This window comes from Nostoc parmelioides FACHB-3921 (assembly GCF_014696625.1).
GTDB classification, from domain to species: domain Bacteria; phylum Cyanobacteriota; class Cyanobacteriia; order Cyanobacteriales; family Nostocaceae; genus Trichormus; species Trichormus parmelioides.
Genome location: NZ_JACJQL010000074.1, coordinates 8,621 through 27,521, shown reverse-complemented (window position 1 = coordinate 27,521; position 18,901 = coordinate 8,621). Strand labels below are relative to the sequence as shown.

At 41.5% G+C, this 18,901-nt stretch carries 6 protein-coding genes; 3 read left to right on the top strand and 3 right to left on the bottom strand.

The genetic code is table 11. The annotated features are described in order from the left end of the window. Positions 1–99 precede the first annotated feature (99 nt). Positions 100–426 (top strand): hypothetical protein, encoded by a 327-nt coding sequence (locus H6G14_RS27940; protein WP_190571613.1) that lies wholly within the window; start codon positions 100–102, stop codon positions 424–426. Positions 427–488: 62 nt separating this feature from the next. Here the strand turns inward: H6G14_RS27940 and H6G14_RS27935 are convergent, their stop codons facing one another. Beyond that, on the bottom strand, positions 489–1,037 hold the full coding sequence (locus H6G14_RS27935; protein WP_190571611.1) for a hypothetical protein: 549 nt from the start codon (positions 1,035–1,037) through the stop codon (positions 489–491). 461 nt (positions 1,038–1,498) lie between these two features. On the opposite strand from H6G14_RS27935, the gene H6G14_RS27930 reads away from it, so the two are divergent. Together H6G14_RS27930 and H6G14_RS27925 are read left to right on the top strand one after the other, a co-directional pair. Further along, positions 1,499–2,107, top strand: coding sequence for a hypothetical protein (locus H6G14_RS27930; RefSeq protein WP_190571609.1), 609 nt, complete (start codon positions 1,499–1,501; stop codon positions 2,105–2,107). A 4-nt stretch (positions 2,108–2,111) separates the two neighbouring features. Beyond that, entirely contained in the window at positions 2,112–2,507 is a 396-nt protein-coding gene (locus H6G14_RS27925) for a hypothetical protein (RefSeq protein WP_190571607.1), read from the top strand. 149 nt (positions 2,508–2,656) lie between these two features. Here the strand turns inward: H6G14_RS27925 and H6G14_RS27920 are convergent, their stop codons facing one another. Next, positions 2,657–3,373, bottom strand: coding sequence for a PEP-CTERM sorting domain-containing protein (locus H6G14_RS27920; RefSeq protein WP_190571605.1), 717 nt, complete (start codon positions 3,371–3,373; stop codon positions 2,657–2,659). Between the two features lie 52 nt (positions 3,374–3,425). Then, positions 3,426–18,848, bottom strand: coding sequence for a Calx-beta domain-containing protein (locus tag H6G14_RS27915; protein WP_190571603.1), 15,423 nt, complete (start codon positions 18,846–18,848; stop codon positions 3,426–3,428). Positions 18,849–18,901: the final 53 nt, after the last annotated feature.

The following is an 18,901-nucleotide window of genomic DNA, read 5'->3' as shown; positions in this document are numbered from 1 at the left end:
TGCAAAGGAACTTATTCACTTTAGTTTTGCGTGATTACATTGTAGAAAATCTTACCCATACTTGTGTTGCTTAGTACACATGAATGAAATTTTTTGTCAATGCGTAAGTCCTATATTATTAGTATTCTAACTAGGATTGAAGAATACCAAAATAAAGATTATGATGATTCAATTTTACCTATAGTTATTGGAGCTTGTAAACCACTGATTGGTGCATCATTTGGCATACTGCTATTTACAATTAGTTCTTCTACAATTAGTCCAATACAACTTGCTCAAAATGCCACTACAGATGAAACAAAAGGTTTTACATTTTTTTCTTTAGCTTTTATTGTTGGCTTTAGTGAAAGATTTGCAAAAGATATTATCAGTAGAACTGAAGGTAGTATGTCTGGTAACTCCAGCACTAACAAGGAAAAAGAATAAACTCTGTGATAGGTAATATTCACCATGATTTATTGCTTCCTCAAGGAGAATATGTTCTTATCTCACTCAACACCGATATCCAAAGAAAAAGCCGCCCCAATACTTTGCGTAACTTCGCCTGTCTCAAACTGTTCCTTGAAAGCCCCTCGCTTTGTCGAATTTTCGGCTGAGATATCCTGCACGCTTACCACCCTACCCGCCTCAAAACTGAACTCCAAAAGCCTTTCAAAAGCACTCCCCTTTTGATAACCCATGTGGACGTAGAAATCTCGAATAAAGTCTTTGCCCAGACTGATTCTTCCGGTGAAAGGTGTTAGAAGTCTTAATCCTTGGTAAGTTGGATAGCCGTACTTCTCCCCTGGAGGTATTTCTGGCATGATGCCCTGAATTGGTTTATGACCTCCTTCGACTTCACCAATGACCATTTGTGTGAGGAATAAGCCTTCATCGGTGATTTCATAGGTGGAGTAAAAGCCACGATAGCAAGCTGTGTGAAGCATCTGCGGCTGCATACCGTAGTCTTGAGGAATTACCAAGCTTTCTCCGTTTAGTCCAACTAACTCGTATTCTTCACCTTTGTATAAAAATGTGTCTGGGATTTGGGATGTCATAAAATCTTTCCGAGAAGGTTATTATCCTTTCTAGCTTTGAACACGCTGCATTTCTGAGGCGTATTCTTGTAATCGGTCATATCCGGCTAACGAATTACCATCTAGCTGTTTACCTGAGATGATCTTACTTTGATTATTCCCTTAACAGAGATATTTCTAACGACCAGTCTGTAAAGGCAACAAATTTCTCTGTAGTATTTACATTTTAGAGTTAACTTTGTTACGCTATATCCATCAGCAGCATTAGCTTCCCTATTCTAGATTTCTTATAACTCTAATTTCAACAAGATGAGACACTTCTTGTTGAGTAGTTAATCACCTACGTAAAAATGATATATTTACGTTTAATTCTGTTGTTCCCTTAAATTTTAGCTTGTCATATCTGCATTAATGCTTTTGACCCACAGTGGTTAAAAGTAATTTTTCTCATCAAACAAAATGATGATTCATTGAACAACACTATGGCTGAATCAAATCAATCATCTGCTCGTTTCCGCTCTGCAACAGAATTTCCCAAGACAATCGCAAGCCTGAGTGATGCTGAGGCAGATAACTTGTATAAAGAAATGCGAGATTGTCTAATCTTCACAAACCGTAGCCGTTCTCAACTGCTCCGCAGAAATGAAGAACACAAGCAGTCTGCTTTAAAGTTAAAAGCAGATGTTCAACGTCTACAATCTATGATTAGCCAACTCAAAGGCGAAAAAGAACAACTTGCTACTGATAATAGACAGATTGTCACAGCCTTAGAACAAGAAATTGCTTCTATGGCTGGATATCTAGATCAACTTTCAACAGCCTTTGATTCTGTCGCAGATGTAGACAGCCCAGACAAAGCCTACTGGGGTGTATTATCTGTTCCTGGCAAATTCTTAAAGTTCTTAAACGCAATCAAAGCAATTGTGTTATGGTGGCGTGATGATAATGGCGAGGAAGCAAAAGCTTTAAAACCAAAACATGACTCTCAGCCTTATCTTTCAGGTACAGTTGCAGATGATGATGAGGAATTAGACAAACCACAAATGCACTCAGATCAAGCTTCTCAAGGTCGCTCTCTTTTAGATAAGTAAACTCATGGGAAAAAAACGAATTACTCAACTATTAGAGGGCTTAAAGGAAAACCAACTGCGAGACCTGCACAATTCCGCAGCCATCTACACTGTTGCACAAGTCGCTGTTAATGAACTGCAACAACAGAGTTCGCAGATTAATGAACCTGCACTTGCCGCCTTACCTGCTTCATTAGAAATAATTGATAAAGCTAGACTACTTGAGCAGTATGGTTCTTACAATGCCTGCCGTAAAGTAGCTAAAGAACGAGGCATTAAATTTTCTCGTACTCCCAGTTGGGAGCAGTTAGGTGCAGCATTGAGTTATGCAGAGGCCTTTCAGCAAATTATCAACGCTTATGTACAAACTCATCCCTACCCAAAACTTAAAGGTACTAATTTTGAGTTAATTTTTCCATAGTTGAAGAGATCGCTTTACAAATAATCCCGTAGGGGAAACAGGCAGTTCTGCCATCGCAAATCTGCTGCATCTGCTCAAACACCACAGGCATATAGCCATGAAGCTTGAGATAGTTCATTCTAACACTGGACTCACCCGAATTAAGTCAATTACTTCAACTTAGCTTTTTTCTGTTGTGGAGAAAATCTCATTTTAGCTGCATAACCAAACCCTGCACCTATTAAAATTCCAAACATTGTTACAGGTTCAGGAACAGGGGTGAGTTCGACATTATCCACAAGTAAGGCTGAATTAACTGTGGTATCCCCCACATCAATCACGCCAAATCCTAAAGTATAAATTCCGGCTGTAGTAAAGTTATAAGTATAAGGTTGATACCCAGTTTGTTGGGCTAAACGGGAAAAAGAGAAGACAGTTGCATCATAGGTATTAGCAAGTTGATTGATATTACTAACACTAAAAAACGCAAAATCATTGAAATCTGGATCTGCTGATACTTCATCTGTCAGAAAATTCCAGTAAAAAGTTAAAACATCTCCTGCATTGACAGTAATGGTTTGCTTAATAGCAGAACCTTCCACTGATCCTGTTAAGCTCCCTGAAGATAGCCCTAAGAAAGTTTCTAAATCACTACTACTGATTCCTGTTTCATCCTGAAGTGTTTCTAGAACGGCTTGGTAAGTGCCATCAGCAGGTGCGACATTAAAACTGCTGCCTTCAACTGTTGCTTGTCCTGTGGTATCCCAGTTGCTAAAATCACCTGTTTCAAAACTGCCATTGTTAATTGATATCGCCTGGACTTTCTCTTGATTAGTTATCAGAAAAATAGTGGCAATTGCCAGTGCTAAACTTGACCATTTCAGCATATTTTATTGTCCCTTTTTTTGTAATTGTACAATTTTGGAAAACCAGAAATTATCAAGATTGCACTAAGAAATCATTAGCTTCTAAAGTTGCATTGAGGTTAGCAAATATTCCCCCATTACCTAATCCAGAAGTTACTCCGTCTTGGTTATATAGCAAATTGCCTGTTGATAAGTTATGGATAATCTTGGCATTGCTAACTCCAGCGATCGCAGTTTCGTTCGCCAAAGTGGTATCGATGATAGCGAATTCACTTGTTAGTAAGTTGCTATTAACTGCACTATTTAATGCTGTGAAGGAAGCCTTACTCAAGACTATTTTATCTGTACCTTTAGTAAAGTCAGTGATGGTATCTGTTCCAAAAGCACTATTAGTAAAGATTGCACCGCTACCAAAGAGGAATTGATCGGCTCCACCACCACCTGTGAGGCTATCATTACCCACGCCACCGACTAAGGTATCATTGCCGTCACCACCAATCAGGGTATCATTGCCTGCTAAACCTTTGAGGATATTATTACCACCGTTTCCTGTGATACTGTTATCTAATTCGTTGCCTGTACCGTTTATGTTGGCTGTCCCAGTTAAAATTAAATGTTCAACGTTGGCAATGAGGGTATGGCTAGCTAAGGATTTGACTGTATCTATACCTTGTCCCGCTAACTCTACCACTACATCACGGATGCTATCAACGATGTAAGTATCATTACTATCTCCACCCACTAGGCGATCGCTTCCTGCTCCACCATCGAGGATATCATCACCTGCACCACCGTTGACTGTATCGTTACCTGCCCCTGCATTTATGATGTCATCTCCATCTGTACCGGTGAGGGTTTCACTGTTGAGTGTGCCGTTGACGAGGTTGAGTACCTTGAGTGTGAAGGTGCCGCTAACACTGGCTGTGGCTGTGTCGGTAGCGGTGATGGTGATATTGTAGCTACCAGATGCTGTGTCTGTGGGTGTGCCACTAAATGTCAAGGTTGTCGCATCGAAGGACAGCCAAGTTGGTAAATTGGTGGCGGTGTAGGTGAGAATATCTCCTGCATCGATATCTACAAAGGTGGTTGCTGGGATACTGAAGCTAAAGTTTGTATTTTCAGTGGCAGTTTGGTCAGCAATCTCCTCCACCAAAATTGGTGCATCATTAGTATTAACCACTGTCAGAGTGAAGACATCATCCACACTCGCACCAACACTATCGGTAGCGGTGACTGTGATATTTACTGTTCCGACATCACTATTTGTGGGAGTCCCGCTAAATGTCCGAGTTGTGGCATTGAAAGTCAGCCAGCTTGGTGTAGTTGCAGAGTAGGTGAGAATATCACCAGCATCGATATCTGCAAATGTGTTGTCTGGAATAACAAAGCTAAAGATTGAATCTTCGTTAACATTTTGATCAGAAATGAGGTTAGCAACTGTAGGTGCTTGATTCGCGGTAACTTGTTGGTTACCGAAATCAACGTCTGTGCGGACTTGTCCGGCGGTGAGGTTGACGGTGTGAACTTGGTTAATTGTGTTGTTTGCTGGGGTAGTGCCATTATTGTTATTGTTGTTACCTGGGTTAACGGGATTGGGGTTAGGACTTGTACCACTGAGGTTGAGAATTCCTTGCGCTAGTTGCAATAAGTCTACGCGGGGGTAATTCAGTCCGGTATTGGTGACGTTATCATTTTCGTTATCACCATCGTTAATCGTGACACTGTTGCTATGTAACAGATTACGGAACTCTGTAACTGTCAGTTTCCGACCGAGTTTTTCTTGGGCTATCTGTTGTGCGAGAGTTGCTATACCAGTAATATAAGCTGTGGCTTGGCTAGTTCCGCCCAAGGTAGTTGTACCACCGTTGGCGTTTGCACCTGTAATTAAGATACCTGGGGCAAAGATATCTAATAATTCTGGGTGACGTTGGGAGAAACTAGCGATTTGGTCAGCCGTGGTAGTGTAATCAATTGCCCCACCGACGAAGTTTTTCGGCCCGCCAAAGTTATCCGCCCAAACTGCACCAACGGCGATGACATTGGGATCTATAGCTGGGTAAGCTAGTCCGGGATTGCTTGTGTATTGGTAGAAACTATTTCCGGCGGCGGCGTTGATGATGATGTTATTGGAGGCGATCGCCGCTAATTCATCCCCAATTCCATAACGTCCGGTAGCTGTTGTCCAGTTTTGGCTATCACCAATGGAAAGGTTGACAGATGCAATATTATATGTATTGCTGTTAGCCGCAACCCATTGTAAGGCTTTTTCTAAATCTGCAAAACTACCAGCACCGTTATCTTTAAAGACCTTTAAGACGATGATATCGGAGTTAGGCGCAACACTGCTAAAGATGCTGGCAATGTGAGAACCATGATTGTTTCTGTCACTTGCGTCTGCATCGTTATCAGCAAAGTCATATTGATAGACGATTTTATCAGCAATGCCGTTATTATCAGTATCAGCCCCGAAGAAGGGATGATTTAAATCAATCCCAGTATCAATAATGACGCTTGTGAAACCATTACCTTTGATGTTAGCAAAGCGACTATCTGCCCATAAGTTATTCAGGTTAATTAAGGAAATCGCTTGAGAGTCTACTGCACTGGTAATTGTGGTACTAGGAGTTTCTAGGGGAGGGGTGACGGTAATATCAGATGGGGCTTCGTCATCAATAATTGTAACAGTGGCTATACTTTGATTTCCAATCACCGCGCCACCTGCGGGATTAGTCAGCTTAATGGTGAAATATTCATTGCCCTCGACTTTGCTATCATTGCGAATCTTGATGGCGTTAGGATTAGCTAAGAGGGCATTTTGTACGGAGATGAGTTTGCTGGTTTCATTTTCTGCGAATGCGATCGTAAACGGCACATTATTGAAATCATTATTGACGGAACTAGCCCCACACCCGCACCCAGTGGCAGTACCATCAGTAAAGCTAAGTGTTGCGCTAACTGCACTACTGGTGTTACCTGTGCGAGTTACCCAAACTTCTGTGATGGCCGTGCCATCTTCCTTGACTATATAATTAGCTGCACTAAAGTTAAGTTGTATCCCGTTACTATCACCAGGGGAAATCATATCTAAGCTGGGAATAGCCAAGGGAATATCAGCGTTAGTGGTGGTGATATTAGTACCGGGGAAAGTTTGTTTCCATCCTGGTTGCTGTACTTCCGCAACAGTGTAAACCCCAGGGCGCAGGTTGGTAAATTGATAATTACCGTTAGCGTCGGTAGTAGTAGAGATTTCGCCGTTGTCTAATTGTCCGTTACCGTTGCTGTCGAGGTAAATTGTCCAACCTTGTAACCCTGCTTCTCCAGTATCTTTTACCCCATCGCCATCAATGTCATTCCATTTCATCCCGCGAATTTCGGCATCGTTATCAGTGATGCTGACAGCAATATCGGGGAGGGTAACGTTGCTGTAATTAGCATCTGTACTGCTGACACTGTGATTGATGGTGCTGGTGTGATTTCCTTCGGTTATGGTGTCGTTAACTGCGGTAACGGTTATTGTTTGGGGAGTATTCCAGTTAGCGGACGTGAAGATGAGGGTAGTTTTATCGGTAGTAATTTGACTACCTGTGTTCAGGGTGACGGTAACATCAGCTGTGGGTTGGGTTCTCAGAACTAGGGTGTAACTGTCAGTGTTACCACCTTCAATGACTGCTGTGCTGCCACCACTTTGAGTTATGGTAACGCCAGGGGTAGCAGGTGCGGCAATGGTGAAGGTGGTGGTTCTGGCAGCATCACCGCTATTACCAGCGTTATCTTGAACTGTTGTTGCATCAACCTGTAATTGATAAATTCCAGGGGTGTTGAAGTTACTTAAGCCGTTGATGCGGTAAGTTGTGCCGGAGAGATATTCAACTGTGACAGTGTTGGGAAGGGTCAGATTTTCACCGTTACGGCTGAGGGTGATATCGTTTCTGTCGAAGGTATTCAGATTAATTTGTTCGGAGAAGCGGACATCAATAAAGTTTATGGGAGTAGTAACAGAATTTTGGGGAACGTTGAGGAAGTCGGTAATGGTAGGTTTAGTGATATCGGCGAACAAGCTGAGGGTAGTTGTCGTGATGTTTCCGGCTACGTCTTGTACTTGTAAATCTACATCTCTACTACCAGGAGATGGTAGTTGAATGTTACTACTAAAGCTGGTGCCGGTGACAGTGGCTTGTCCCAGGGTTTGGGATGTGGTTTTATCAATTAAGGAAACACGCAAACCTGTTTCACCCAAATCACCAGTGACAGTTACAGAGGTACTGTTAACCCGAATTTGTCCGAATTGGTTGAGGACTCCCAAACTAGCTGAGGTTGTTTGCAGACTAGCTGGGGATGGGGTAGCTGTCACAGAAATATTGCTGGGAACAGTGGGTGCCACAGTATCCATCACCCAAGTTTCTGACTGTGTACCAGTACCTGCGTTACCAGATAAATCTTGAATACCACTACCGTTGAACGTGAGGGTATAGTTGCCATCTGTTGTAGTTAAGCCACCCAGTCCGTTGATGCGGTAGGTAGTATCGTTGATGGCAGAGATAGTGACAGCGTTGGTAATTAAATTCGCACCGCCGTTACGAGTGAGGGTGATATCTTGCCAATTGAAGGTACTCAGGTCAATTTTTTCACTGAATGTGACATTGAGTGATGATACAGGTTGATTGCGGGTTTTGGCTAATAAATCGACAACATCGGTAACAATAGGCGCAGTGGTATCAGCGTTACCTGTGGCTGTTTTAATCCATGTTTCACTGACTGCACCTGCACCCAGTTTACCCCCAATATCTGCAATGCCTGCGGCGTTAACAGTGAGTTGATAAGTGCCATCTACGTTAGTTAAGTTACTCAGTCCACTAATTTGGAAGCGGGTAGGAGATTGAGCAACAATCCCAACACCAGACGTAATCAGATTTACCCCCCCGTCAAGAGTTAAAGTGATATCGCTGATATCAAATGTATCGGCTTTAACTGCTTCTGAGAAGTCAATAGTGATGGCGTTGACTGCTGTAGAACGGGGGTCTGGGCTGACATCTATAATATCTGTGATGCTGGGGCCGCCTGGGGTGTAGATGACGGTGTAGGTGGTGTTGGCTACGGTGGCGTTGTAGTCGAGGAAATGCAGGATATTTTCGTAGATGGGACGACCTGTGGCGGGGAAGGTACGGTCTGTTGTCCACACATTATCTATTTTGACTTCGCTACCATCTGCACGTAATACCTTTTGAATATCAAATTGGGCATTACTGGGGTCAGCGAGGCGGAAATAATTCCAACCTGCGTTGACGGTGGTGGAAATCTGTACACTGAGGTCGCCGAGGGTTGCAGGTGCGTCAGATGTGGCGTTGGTGATGGCGTTAACGGGTGCAGTTCCTCCCTGACTGAAGTAGAGAGTATCAGGGGTGAAGTTTGCGTCAAAAATATCGTTAACTAAAAAGTCGGGAAGTCCGTCATCTGTGGGTTGGTTGATTTGAACTTTATGGGTGAGTTCGTGGATTTTGACATCCTTAATTAAGGAAAGTTCAGCCTTACCAAGATTATTAATATGTTCAAATGTGGCTTTGTAGTCGATGAATTTTCCTTGCAGAGATGATTTCAGTAACCAGTCAGCAACGGCAGTTTGTCCAGCAGCAATATTACCAAAGTTAACGGTTAATGAAGGACTAACACCAGTTCCGTTGACTTCTGAACCGATAATTTGAAAGTCTATGAGTAGACCTTTTTCATTATCAACAATCTCCGGTTGACCAGAGGTAATTTTTAAGTTCTTCGCTTCTCCTTTACCTTCATTTCTCACTAATACAGCTAGAGAGTAAGGAACGGAGGTTTCAATAACATCATCGGTGAATGGGTCATCAGCAAAGACATCCCGTTGATGGAAGTAGTCAAGATACAGTTCCGCTTGGGGATAAACGGTGATGGGGGTAGAAACCAGAGGAACTGTTATAGTTTTACCATTTTCTAAATAGGAAAGTGTACCACCGATACTGTATTGAGTTGCAGTTTCTGGTGCAGCTAGATTAGTGGGGATGAATGTCCATTGGGCAGAACCGATACCTTCATCTACGCTAGTTGTGGGGTCATCTTTGGTGAGGATACCTGTACCATCAACGGCGGTAATATTTTTGAGGATAGGGTTAGTAATACCGAAGAGGTCGTTAACTAAATTCCCTTGAGCATCTTTAACTTGCAGAATGACAGAGATATTTTCTAAATTACTCAGATTTCCATTGTCGATTTCCAGTGTACCTAAGAAAGCAGAACGAGTCATTATTGCTTCTTGATCGATACTAATACGAACCTGAGCGCAAATACTTTGACCATTTGATGAAGAGATGTTATCCAATTGAGGAGTAACAGATATTGCAGGAAGCCCATTATTATCGAGAGTCCTATCTACCTGTTCTTGGAGTTCAGCAATTAATATTTTTTCTGAATTAAATTGTTCTAGTTTTAGATTATTTAGAAAATCTTCGGGAGTTTTCCCGACTAATTCTTTAAACAGTAAATTAGGATCTGTCTCTAGAGCTTCCAAAAAAATAGATGATGGTGAGGAGTTCCCAGCACAAAAAAGAGTAAATCCTCTAACGATATCAAACCTTTTTTCAATATCAGGTGTGGCTGGATCATCATATATACTAAATTCTCGCCCATCAACAAAAAAGCTTTGCTCGAAATAAAAACCTGTAAATTTCGCACAAATCTTTAAACCTTCGTCTGTAGAATACTTTACCTCAAATTCTATCCCACCTCTAAAGGAAAATTCAAACTGACTAAACTTTGTAATCACTTCCAGCCCATTCGCAGATCTTGTTGTTGTTGGAATAGTACCTTGGGCTGAAAAATTAATTTCGTAGGTTCTACTCCAACTAAATTCCACCTTCGTTGATTCGTAACACTCTTTGGCTATTTTACCGTTAATCTTATCTGAAGTTGCGACTGGACCTTTTAGCTCTATTTCAACTTGTGGGAATATATATTCTGAATCACCTGGATATCTTGGTTTTGCGATAAATTTATCTGAATTTAATGTTATCGGAGCGAAAGAAACTCTAACTCCGCCGCCGAACTGAGCTGCACCTTTTAAACCAAGTCCTTTTCCTTCTTCACAACAAAACCCAAGCTTTAACTTTGCCTCATCAAGATCCACATCTACGTCAACAAACTTGAGGACTGTTGCGATCAGTCTAACTTTAGGTGATAGCTTTAACAAGGATAACGCTAGATCCAGCGCCTTTTCGAGAGATTGCCCAATAATAGTCCCTATAGGTTTTAAAGTAAGGGATGTCTCGATCTCGAATTCGGGAATACAGCATTTAGGTAAGCTTATATCAGGCAATATTGGTGGTCTTATACCAGGAAGATATGGGCCAATAGGTGGAATGGGTGGAAGAGGTGGAAGAGGTGGAAGAGGTGGAATATTAGGGCCAATAACTCCATTACAATTTCCTTCTGCGCCATTAAAAATAACGGGTGCAGTTCTAAATATTGGAATACCGCATATATAGAAATAAGTGACAGCACCAGAAATATTACAATCAACAGGAGGCAATGTTGTGAGAGTTTGTAGTGCGCTATTATTAGCTAAGGTATCAAAATCAGCGATTCGAGTAATTCTTACAGGGATAGTAATTGAACTTTTTGCGGCAAGACTTTCGATATTATCAATTAACGGTTCGATTTTATAAAAGGGATGTTTTCCAAAATCCAGTTTAAGATCGTTAGCAGCAATTAATCCGTGATTAGTCAGTTTCATATCAATTTGCATTACTTGACCAATCACTTGTAAATCAGCAAGACTAATCGAACCTGGTTCAACAACAACTGTAGGAACAGGAACATCTGTTTCAAATGTAGATTGAATGTTAACTGTATATTGATCTTCAATTTCAGTTGGTGTTACTGTCCAAGTATACTTAACTGTTTGCCGTGACAAGAAAGCTTGAATATCTTCTGTCTCTCCAGCACCAATATAAATATTTTGCTGATAAGAATCGTGATTATCTGCATTAATTCTGAGTGTGTAATACCCCTCTGCTAAATCTGTGAAGGATAAAATACCATCTGCATCTCTCTGAGAAGAGATAACTTTACCGTTAAAAGGGTCTATAAGCGTAATTGTGGCATTTTCTAACCTGGGCGAACCTTCAGCAAAGAAGAATAATTCATCAACTACATTAATATTTAGATTCCCTTTTGCTTCTGAAACCGCACGGAAATTAAACGGTAATCTTAACGATGTCTCCGCACCTGCAATTACTAAATCGCCGTTATAAACTGTTAATTCCTGCGTAGCAGATGGTTGTAATAACAGAGAAACTTTTGTTGACTCCCCTGGGTTGAGGGTAGGTATTTCCACTGGAGACGCTAACTTTAACCAAGACGCTTCAGGAAGCAATACATCTAATTCCCCAGAAGCAATTCCCCCTTGGTTGGTGACAGTAAACTCAACTAATGTTTGTCCTCCCCGCAGCATACTGGCTTGTAAACTGCTGGTATCAGCCACTAAACGCGGTAAAATTTGCTCGACATTCACCGTTACAGGTAAAGTAGCGGTGACTCCTTCGGTAGTATTGAGGCGAATTTGTAATTGGTCGTAGAGTAAACTGTCATCAGGAACGGTGATGTTGTAGTTAACGGTAATTTCTTCGTTTCCGGCGAGGCTGGTTTTTTGTGGTGTAACTTCTACAATCCAATTACTCGGCGCATCAATAATACTTGCACTTAGTCCTGATAAGCTAACATTACTCAGGTTTTGCAGTTTAACTTGTCCGTTAAAGGTTGTCCCTTCAACTATTTTTTGCGTTACCTGCTGCAAGAATTGGTCATTCTGCTCAAACCGCATTCCTGATAAGGTAAATTGGTCTTCGGCGGCGTTATCTTCCGCAGCAAAACCAGGAAAATAAGCGTTAATGTTGTAAGTCCCAGCTTCACCTGGGAGGGGGTTAAACTGTCTAACAAAGTTACCGTTTGCATCAGTAAATGAGTCAAATTCTCGAATTATCCCTTTATTTTCTACCCTGACTTTGACAAATTCAAACGCCACGGGAGAATTATCACTATTACTAATAGCTTGTCCGCGCAAAATTACAGAATTTCCAGCTAAAGCTGTCTCGGTATCTGTGGAAACAATTGCCCGATAAGCCGGAGTTACTGTCAAAGGCGTAATTGTGGTATTACTATTTTCCCCAATTCCTACGCCTTCATTCACTGTATTATCAGTGTCAGTGCTGGCAATTAAATAATATTGTCCAGGTGTGCGCGGTGCAAAGTAAGTAACAGTGCGTTCATAGGATGTCCCCGGTGCAAAGTTAGCGGGATTTTCTTCACTGCCTAAACCAAATTCTCCTAATAATGTATCATTGGCATCGAGTTTGTTATCTGTAGATAGATACACTCTGTCTTTCCAACTTCCCGCCGCAGCAATAATGCCATTATTAGCAACTGTGTAAGTAAATTGAGATTGTTTGCCTGTATAGGTGGGTTGGATTACTTGTAAATTAGTAATGGTTAAATCGGGTACATTGATATCAGTTATTTCTAAGCTATCTGTACCACTATTTAACCCATTGGCTGAAGCTGTAATAATAACATTTTGACTGCCATCATTAATGCCGTCACTAACTCCAGTAATTGCAAATGTTGCTGAATTTTGTCCCGCCGCAATTGTGACTGTGTTGGAAACTGTAGCTTCTGTTGTGTCGCTAGAGTTGAGGCTGACAATTAACTCACTACCTGTATTTGTATTCCGAGTAATTGTTGCAGTTGCTGTTCCTGTTTCTGAGATGACATCCCTGTTTATGGTTAATTTTAAACTGGGACTTTCATTATCAACGACATCCAAATTAGCAGTCGCGTTTCCTGTTGATACGGCTACATTGGTGTTTGTATAGATTGGTCTAGCCGTAATAATTACAGCTTGTGTTCCATCAACAATAGTGTCATCAACGCCTTGAATTTCAAAGGTAGCTGATGCTTGATTGGCGGCGATGGTGACTGTAGCGGGGACGGTGGCTTCTGTGGTGTCGCTGGTAGAAAGTTGAACTACTAAGGGGATATCTGTGACGATGTTACGGGTGATGGTAGCGATCGCTTTCCCGCCATTCTCGTTAATATTAGTAGTATCAACGGTTAAACTTAAGGTGACTGCATCATTATCAATGACACCAACGCTATCTGAACCGCTAATAAATCCCGGTGCTGAGGCAATGATACTGTAATTTCTCGGCAGTTCAATTAAGTTATCATCAACAGCCGTAATACTAAAGTTAACCGAATTTGCTCCCGCCGGAATTGTGACTGTTGTCGGTACGGTAATTTGAGTATTATCGCTATTAACTAAGGTAACAGTCAGGGGTTCTGTGGTGTCGGTGTTGCGAGTGACTGTTCCCTGAATGGTGTTACCTTCGGTAAGTTGCTCGGCTGTAATATTAACGGTTAATGTCGGTTTCAAATCATTGTCGATGATATTGACAACTGCACTATTTTGTGTACCGATTGTTGCACCGTTGGTGGGATTAGCCAGAGTTAAATTGATGCTTTCATTGCTTTCTAAAATGCTGTCATCAATGATAGGGATGGTGACAGTTTTGCTGTTTTCGCCGTCGGCAAAGTTAACTGTAATAGGACTATTATTGTAGTCACTTCCTGCTGTGGCAGTGCCATTAGTTAAGTTAATTCTGACGCTAACTGCTCCATCACTTCCGTTTGTGCGATTTAGGGTGACTGCGGTAACAGGTGTGCCATTTTCATTAACCGCATAGTTAGCGTTGCTAAATTGAATTACTCCTGGTAAGCCATCATTATCAATAATAGTTAAGACTGCTGTTGATTGTGTACCTAATGTTGCGCCACCTATGGGGTTAGATAGCGTGAGATTAACTGTTTCACTCGGTTCATAACTACTATCGTCAACCAGAGGAATTGTGACCGTTTTAATCGTTTCCCCATTAGCAAAATTGACAGTAATTAGTGCATTATTGTAGTCACTACCTGCTGTGGCTGTGCCGTGACTAGGTGTGAGAGTGACACTAGTAGCACTATCACTCCCCCCTGTGCGAATCAGATTAATACTGGCTGTACCGTTTTCGTTAACGGTGTAATTGCTGTTGTTAAAGTTAATCGTGCCAGGTTGAGGTAAATCGTCATTAACAATAGTTAGTATGGCTGTATTTTGAGTTCCTACAGTTGCACCACCGGTGGCATTAGACAGACTTAAATTGATGGTTTCATTGGGTTCAAATTGATTGTCGTTAACTATGGGAATGGTGACAATTTTACTCGTTTCGCCATTGGCAAAGTTGACAGTGATTGGGGTATTATCGTAGTCAGCAGGAGCGATCGCACTACCATTACTTAAGTTAACTGTGACGCTCACGGCACCATCACTACCACCAGTACGAGTTAACGTAACTGCTGTAACAGGTGTACCATCCTCGTTGACACTATAGGTTGCTTGACTAAAGGCTAAAGTTCCGGGTTGACTAACAATCGCGTTGGAAACTATCGAGTATTTCAAACCGAAAGCATCAGCAACATCGAATTGTTGGCTACCAACAGCTACGTAGATTACGTCACCGATGTTCAGATTGCCTAAATTAAGATTGGAGAAGTTAAATACACTCCCCAAACCGCCGGAGGTCGAACCACTCTGAATAAGAGTCGAATTAACGTAAATCCTAAGATTTAAACCGCCGCCACTATCTTGGTTTTGTAGGCTTCCATTTTTAATAGAAACCTGTCCTGGTGAGCTTAAAGTATATCCTGCAATAGCGTACCTTTCGATACCTAATGAATCTTGACTACTGCCAAATCCAGGATGTCCTCCCGCACTGCTTGGTACACCGTTTACAAGTCCAGTTCCTAGATAAACATAAGCCCCTGGTGCGGCATCAGGTAATCCATTAATGCCGTTACTATCATAAAAGAATCTAGAATTAGTGGTGGGTAAAAGAGTAGTGTAGTTTGCAGGGTTGCCAATTGCTCCACGACTATTCCATAAATATGACCATCCAGCCGTAGGTTGTCCTGGCTTCATCGCACCTTCAAATGAAGTGATGAAAGAAGAGGCTGTATCGTTATCAAAAATTGTCAGCGTGGCATCTTTTTGATCGCCTAGTATCCCTCCATTGGTGGGATTGGTTAAACTCAGGGTTAAAGTTTCATTCCCTTCAAAAGTGCCATCGTCAATAGCGGTGATAACGACGGTTTTACTCGTTTCTCCATTGGCAAAGTTAACTGTAATGGGAGTGTTACTGTAGTCATCGGGGGCGATCGCACTTCCATTAGTAGGTGTCAGAGTAACGCTAACTGCGCCCGTACTGTTACCTGTACGATTAATCGTGATAGCAGTAATCTGTGTTCCATCTTCACTGACGCTAAATTGAGGAGAACTAAAAGACAGAACTCCCCCATTAATTTCATCATTTAGAATTGTGCCAGTAACAGCATTCGTTGTTCCGGGATTGTAATTTGCACTAGAAACAAGGGTTACACTAACTGTTTCATCCACTTCAAATAAACTATCTGCTGTGGGAACAATGCTTAAGGTAGCTGTATCAGAACCAGCCGCAAAAGTAATTGTTCCTGTTGTGCTGTTGAAGTTAGTTGCTCCAATTTGAGTGTAGTCACTGTTGAATGTGGCAGTTCCAGCCACATTAAAGTTAACAGTTAAAGGGTTAGAAGTGTTGCCAGTGCGGGTAAAGGTATAAACAAGGTTGGTTGTGCCGTCTTCTGCTACATTCGTAGGAGCAACTGCTAGTGAAACAGTTGGTAAGTCATTCTCAACAATTGTGAGCGTTGCAGTCGTTTGAGTACCTAAAGTTGCTCCACCTACAGCATTACTCAGAGTGAGATTGAGGGTTTCATCTCCCTCATAAATATTGTCATCAATAATAGGAATCGTGACTGTTTTGGCAGCTTCACCATTAGCAAAGGTGACGACGATAGGAGCATTATTATAATCGGCGGGTGCTGATGCCGTCCCATTGCTGGGGGTTAAAGTAACGCTAGCTATGCCATCTGTGCCACCTGTACGATTGATGGTGACAGCAGTTATAGGTGTACTATTTTCGTTGACCCTGAAACTGTTAGCATTGAAAGAAAAGATGCCGGGTTTATGGTTAACATCTTGAATGACATCTAAAACTAAGGATTTATTGACGATTAAGGATTGTAGCAGCAACCCATTACCAAGGTTGAGTCCCGTAATATTGCTAAAGCCACCAGTTAAACTGCCGCCAAAGTTCAGAATAGTATAGCGATCGCCTACAATTGGAGTAAATCCATTGACTAAGCTGATATTTAAATTACCGCTTAAGTTTGCATTCCCAGTGATACTCAGTTGATCAAAATTGGTCGCTCCTCCTAACTCTATATTGAGAGTTGCCGCACTATTTTGAGTGTAGTTTCCAGTAATATTTAATTGACCAATCCCATTACCGGGGTTAATTTGAGTGAGGTTAGCAACGTTACCAATCACGCTACCACTTCCTGTTATAGTCCCTCCCTGTAAAGCATAGTTACTAGAAAACTGTAAGGTAGCTCCATTACTTAAGCTCCAATTTCCGCTACTACTGCCACCCCCAGTTAAATTCAATGTTCCAGTTTGGACTTGTACTGTACCTGTATTATTGAATTGAGTGGAAATAGTTGTTGTCCCTGTCCCGACTGTTTTTTTGAGGACTCCCGCATTATTTAGTTTGGGTTGATTATTATTAATTTGATACCAAAAGAAGGAGTTATTGCCTTGAATATCAAAAACTCCTATGACTGTATTGTTCCAAACTGCGCCGTTATAGAGATAAATATCTCCATTTGTCCAGGTAACATTTCCTTGGTTTTCTATGCTTCTTGTATCAATCCATTTGATACTTGTGGTACTTAAATCACTGTTCCCTTTGAGGATGGTTTTCCCTGTTCCTGTTTGATTACCACTACTCCAGTTAAAGGTATTGTTAACAATTACTTCCCCTGTTCCGGTTAATGTTCCTCCTGTTTGGGTAAAGTTATTAATTTCACTGGCTGTTGTGCCGTTTAAAGTTACACTTCCATTGTTGAGGGTTAAATTATTAATATCGCTAACAATTGCACCAGTTACAGTTAGGTTTGCTCCATTGATAGCAATTATGCCATCACCCGTTAATAGTCCGGCACTGAAACTGTGATTCCCACCCCCAAAGGCTAAAGTAGCTCCAGCATCTGCCTTGAATGTACCGCTACTACTGCCACCCCCAGTTAAATTCAATGTTCCAGTTTGGACTTGTACTGTACCTGTATTATTAAATTGAGTGGAAATAGTTGTTGTTCCTGTCCCGACTGTTTTCTTGAGGACTCCCGCATTATTTAGTTTGGGTTGATTATTATTAATTTGATACCAAAAGAAGGAGTTATTGCCTTGAATATCAAAAACTCCTGTGACTGTATTGTTCCAAACTGCGCCGTTATAGAGATAAATATCTCCATTTGTCCAGGTAACATTTCCTTGGTTTTCTATGCTTCTTGTATCAATCCATTTGATACTTGTGGTACTTAAATTACTGTTCCCTTTGAGGATGGTTTTCCCTGTTCCTGTTTGATTACCACTACTCCAGTTAAAGGTATTGTTAACAATTACTTCCCCTGTTCCGGTTAATGTTCCTCCTGTTTGGGTAAAGTTATTAATTTCACTGGCTGTTGTGCCATTCAGGCTTAATGTCCCACCACTGATGGTGAGGGTCTTGTCTACCGTCAGAGTGTTAACAGTCAATGTCCCACCAGACAAAACAAACGCTTCATCTGAAATAAAGCTATTCAGCGAAGTACTACTAGTCCTATGAGTAGTAGTAATATCGTTGCTAGCAAAGCTGATATTTACATCATCTCCTGTTTGCGGAGGTTGATTATTTGTCCAATTAGTATTGACATCCCAAAATCCATCAACTGCCGTTTTCCAAGTTCTTGTTACTTGCTGTTCTACCTGAATAACTTCACCGTTAATTTCAATTATTGCGGTATCATCTTCTGCTTTTAATTGTGCTAATCTGTCATCTGTTAAGCTTTCTCCCTGAACCAACGCCGAGAAAATTGCCCCTTCATCCCCAGCACTATCACTATTGTTCAAAACACTATCAACTCGATGCCCAATTTCCTCTAGCAACAACCCTACTAAATTTTCTGGATTCCCCTGATTCGCTTGCAAAAATTCCCAAGATAGATAAATCCGGTTAGTAAATACCCCATAAACTCCATTCGCACCATTAATATCTGCTGCATTGCGAATCGCTATTTGAGGAATAATACTAAAATCCCCTGCCAACCACGTTGTTCGTAAAGACTCAACCGCAACCCCTTCCCCAAAAGCTACTGCCATCTTTTGAGCAAAATCTGAGTCATCAGCAAAAGCTCGCAGTCGTTCTTGCAGCAGAACCAGAGATTGTTCTAAAACCCCTAACATAGTTAGGTCAATAATTAAGGGAGACTCTACAACTAGATTGTTACGGAGGATATAAGTATTATTCATCTTCTTAATGAGCTTTTTCAGGGTGGGATAGGTTCATCAAAAAATGCTGAGAG

Coding starts and splice junctions, on each gene's coding strand:
- H6G14_RS27940 (WP_190571613.1), top strand. CDS start 100: ATGCGTAAGTCCTATATTATTAGTATTCTAACTAGGATTGAAGAATAC.
- H6G14_RS27935 (WP_190571611.1), bottom strand. CDS start 1,037: ATGACATCCCAAATCCCAGACACATTTTTATACAAAGGTGAAGAATAC.
- H6G14_RS27930 (WP_190571609.1), top strand. CDS start 1,499: ATGGCTGAATCAAATCAATCATCTGCTCGTTTCCGCTCTGCAACAGAA.
- H6G14_RS27925 (WP_190571607.1), top strand. CDS start 2,112: ATGGGAAAAAAACGAATTACTCAACTATTAGAGGGCTTAAAGGAAAAC.
- H6G14_RS27920 (WP_190571605.1), bottom strand. CDS start 3,373: ATGCTGAAATGGTCAAGTTTAGCACTGGCAATTGCCACTATTTTTCTG.
- H6G14_RS27915 (WP_190571603.1), bottom strand. CDS start 18,848: ATGAATAATACTTATATCCTCCGTAACAATCTAGTTGTAGAGTCTCCC.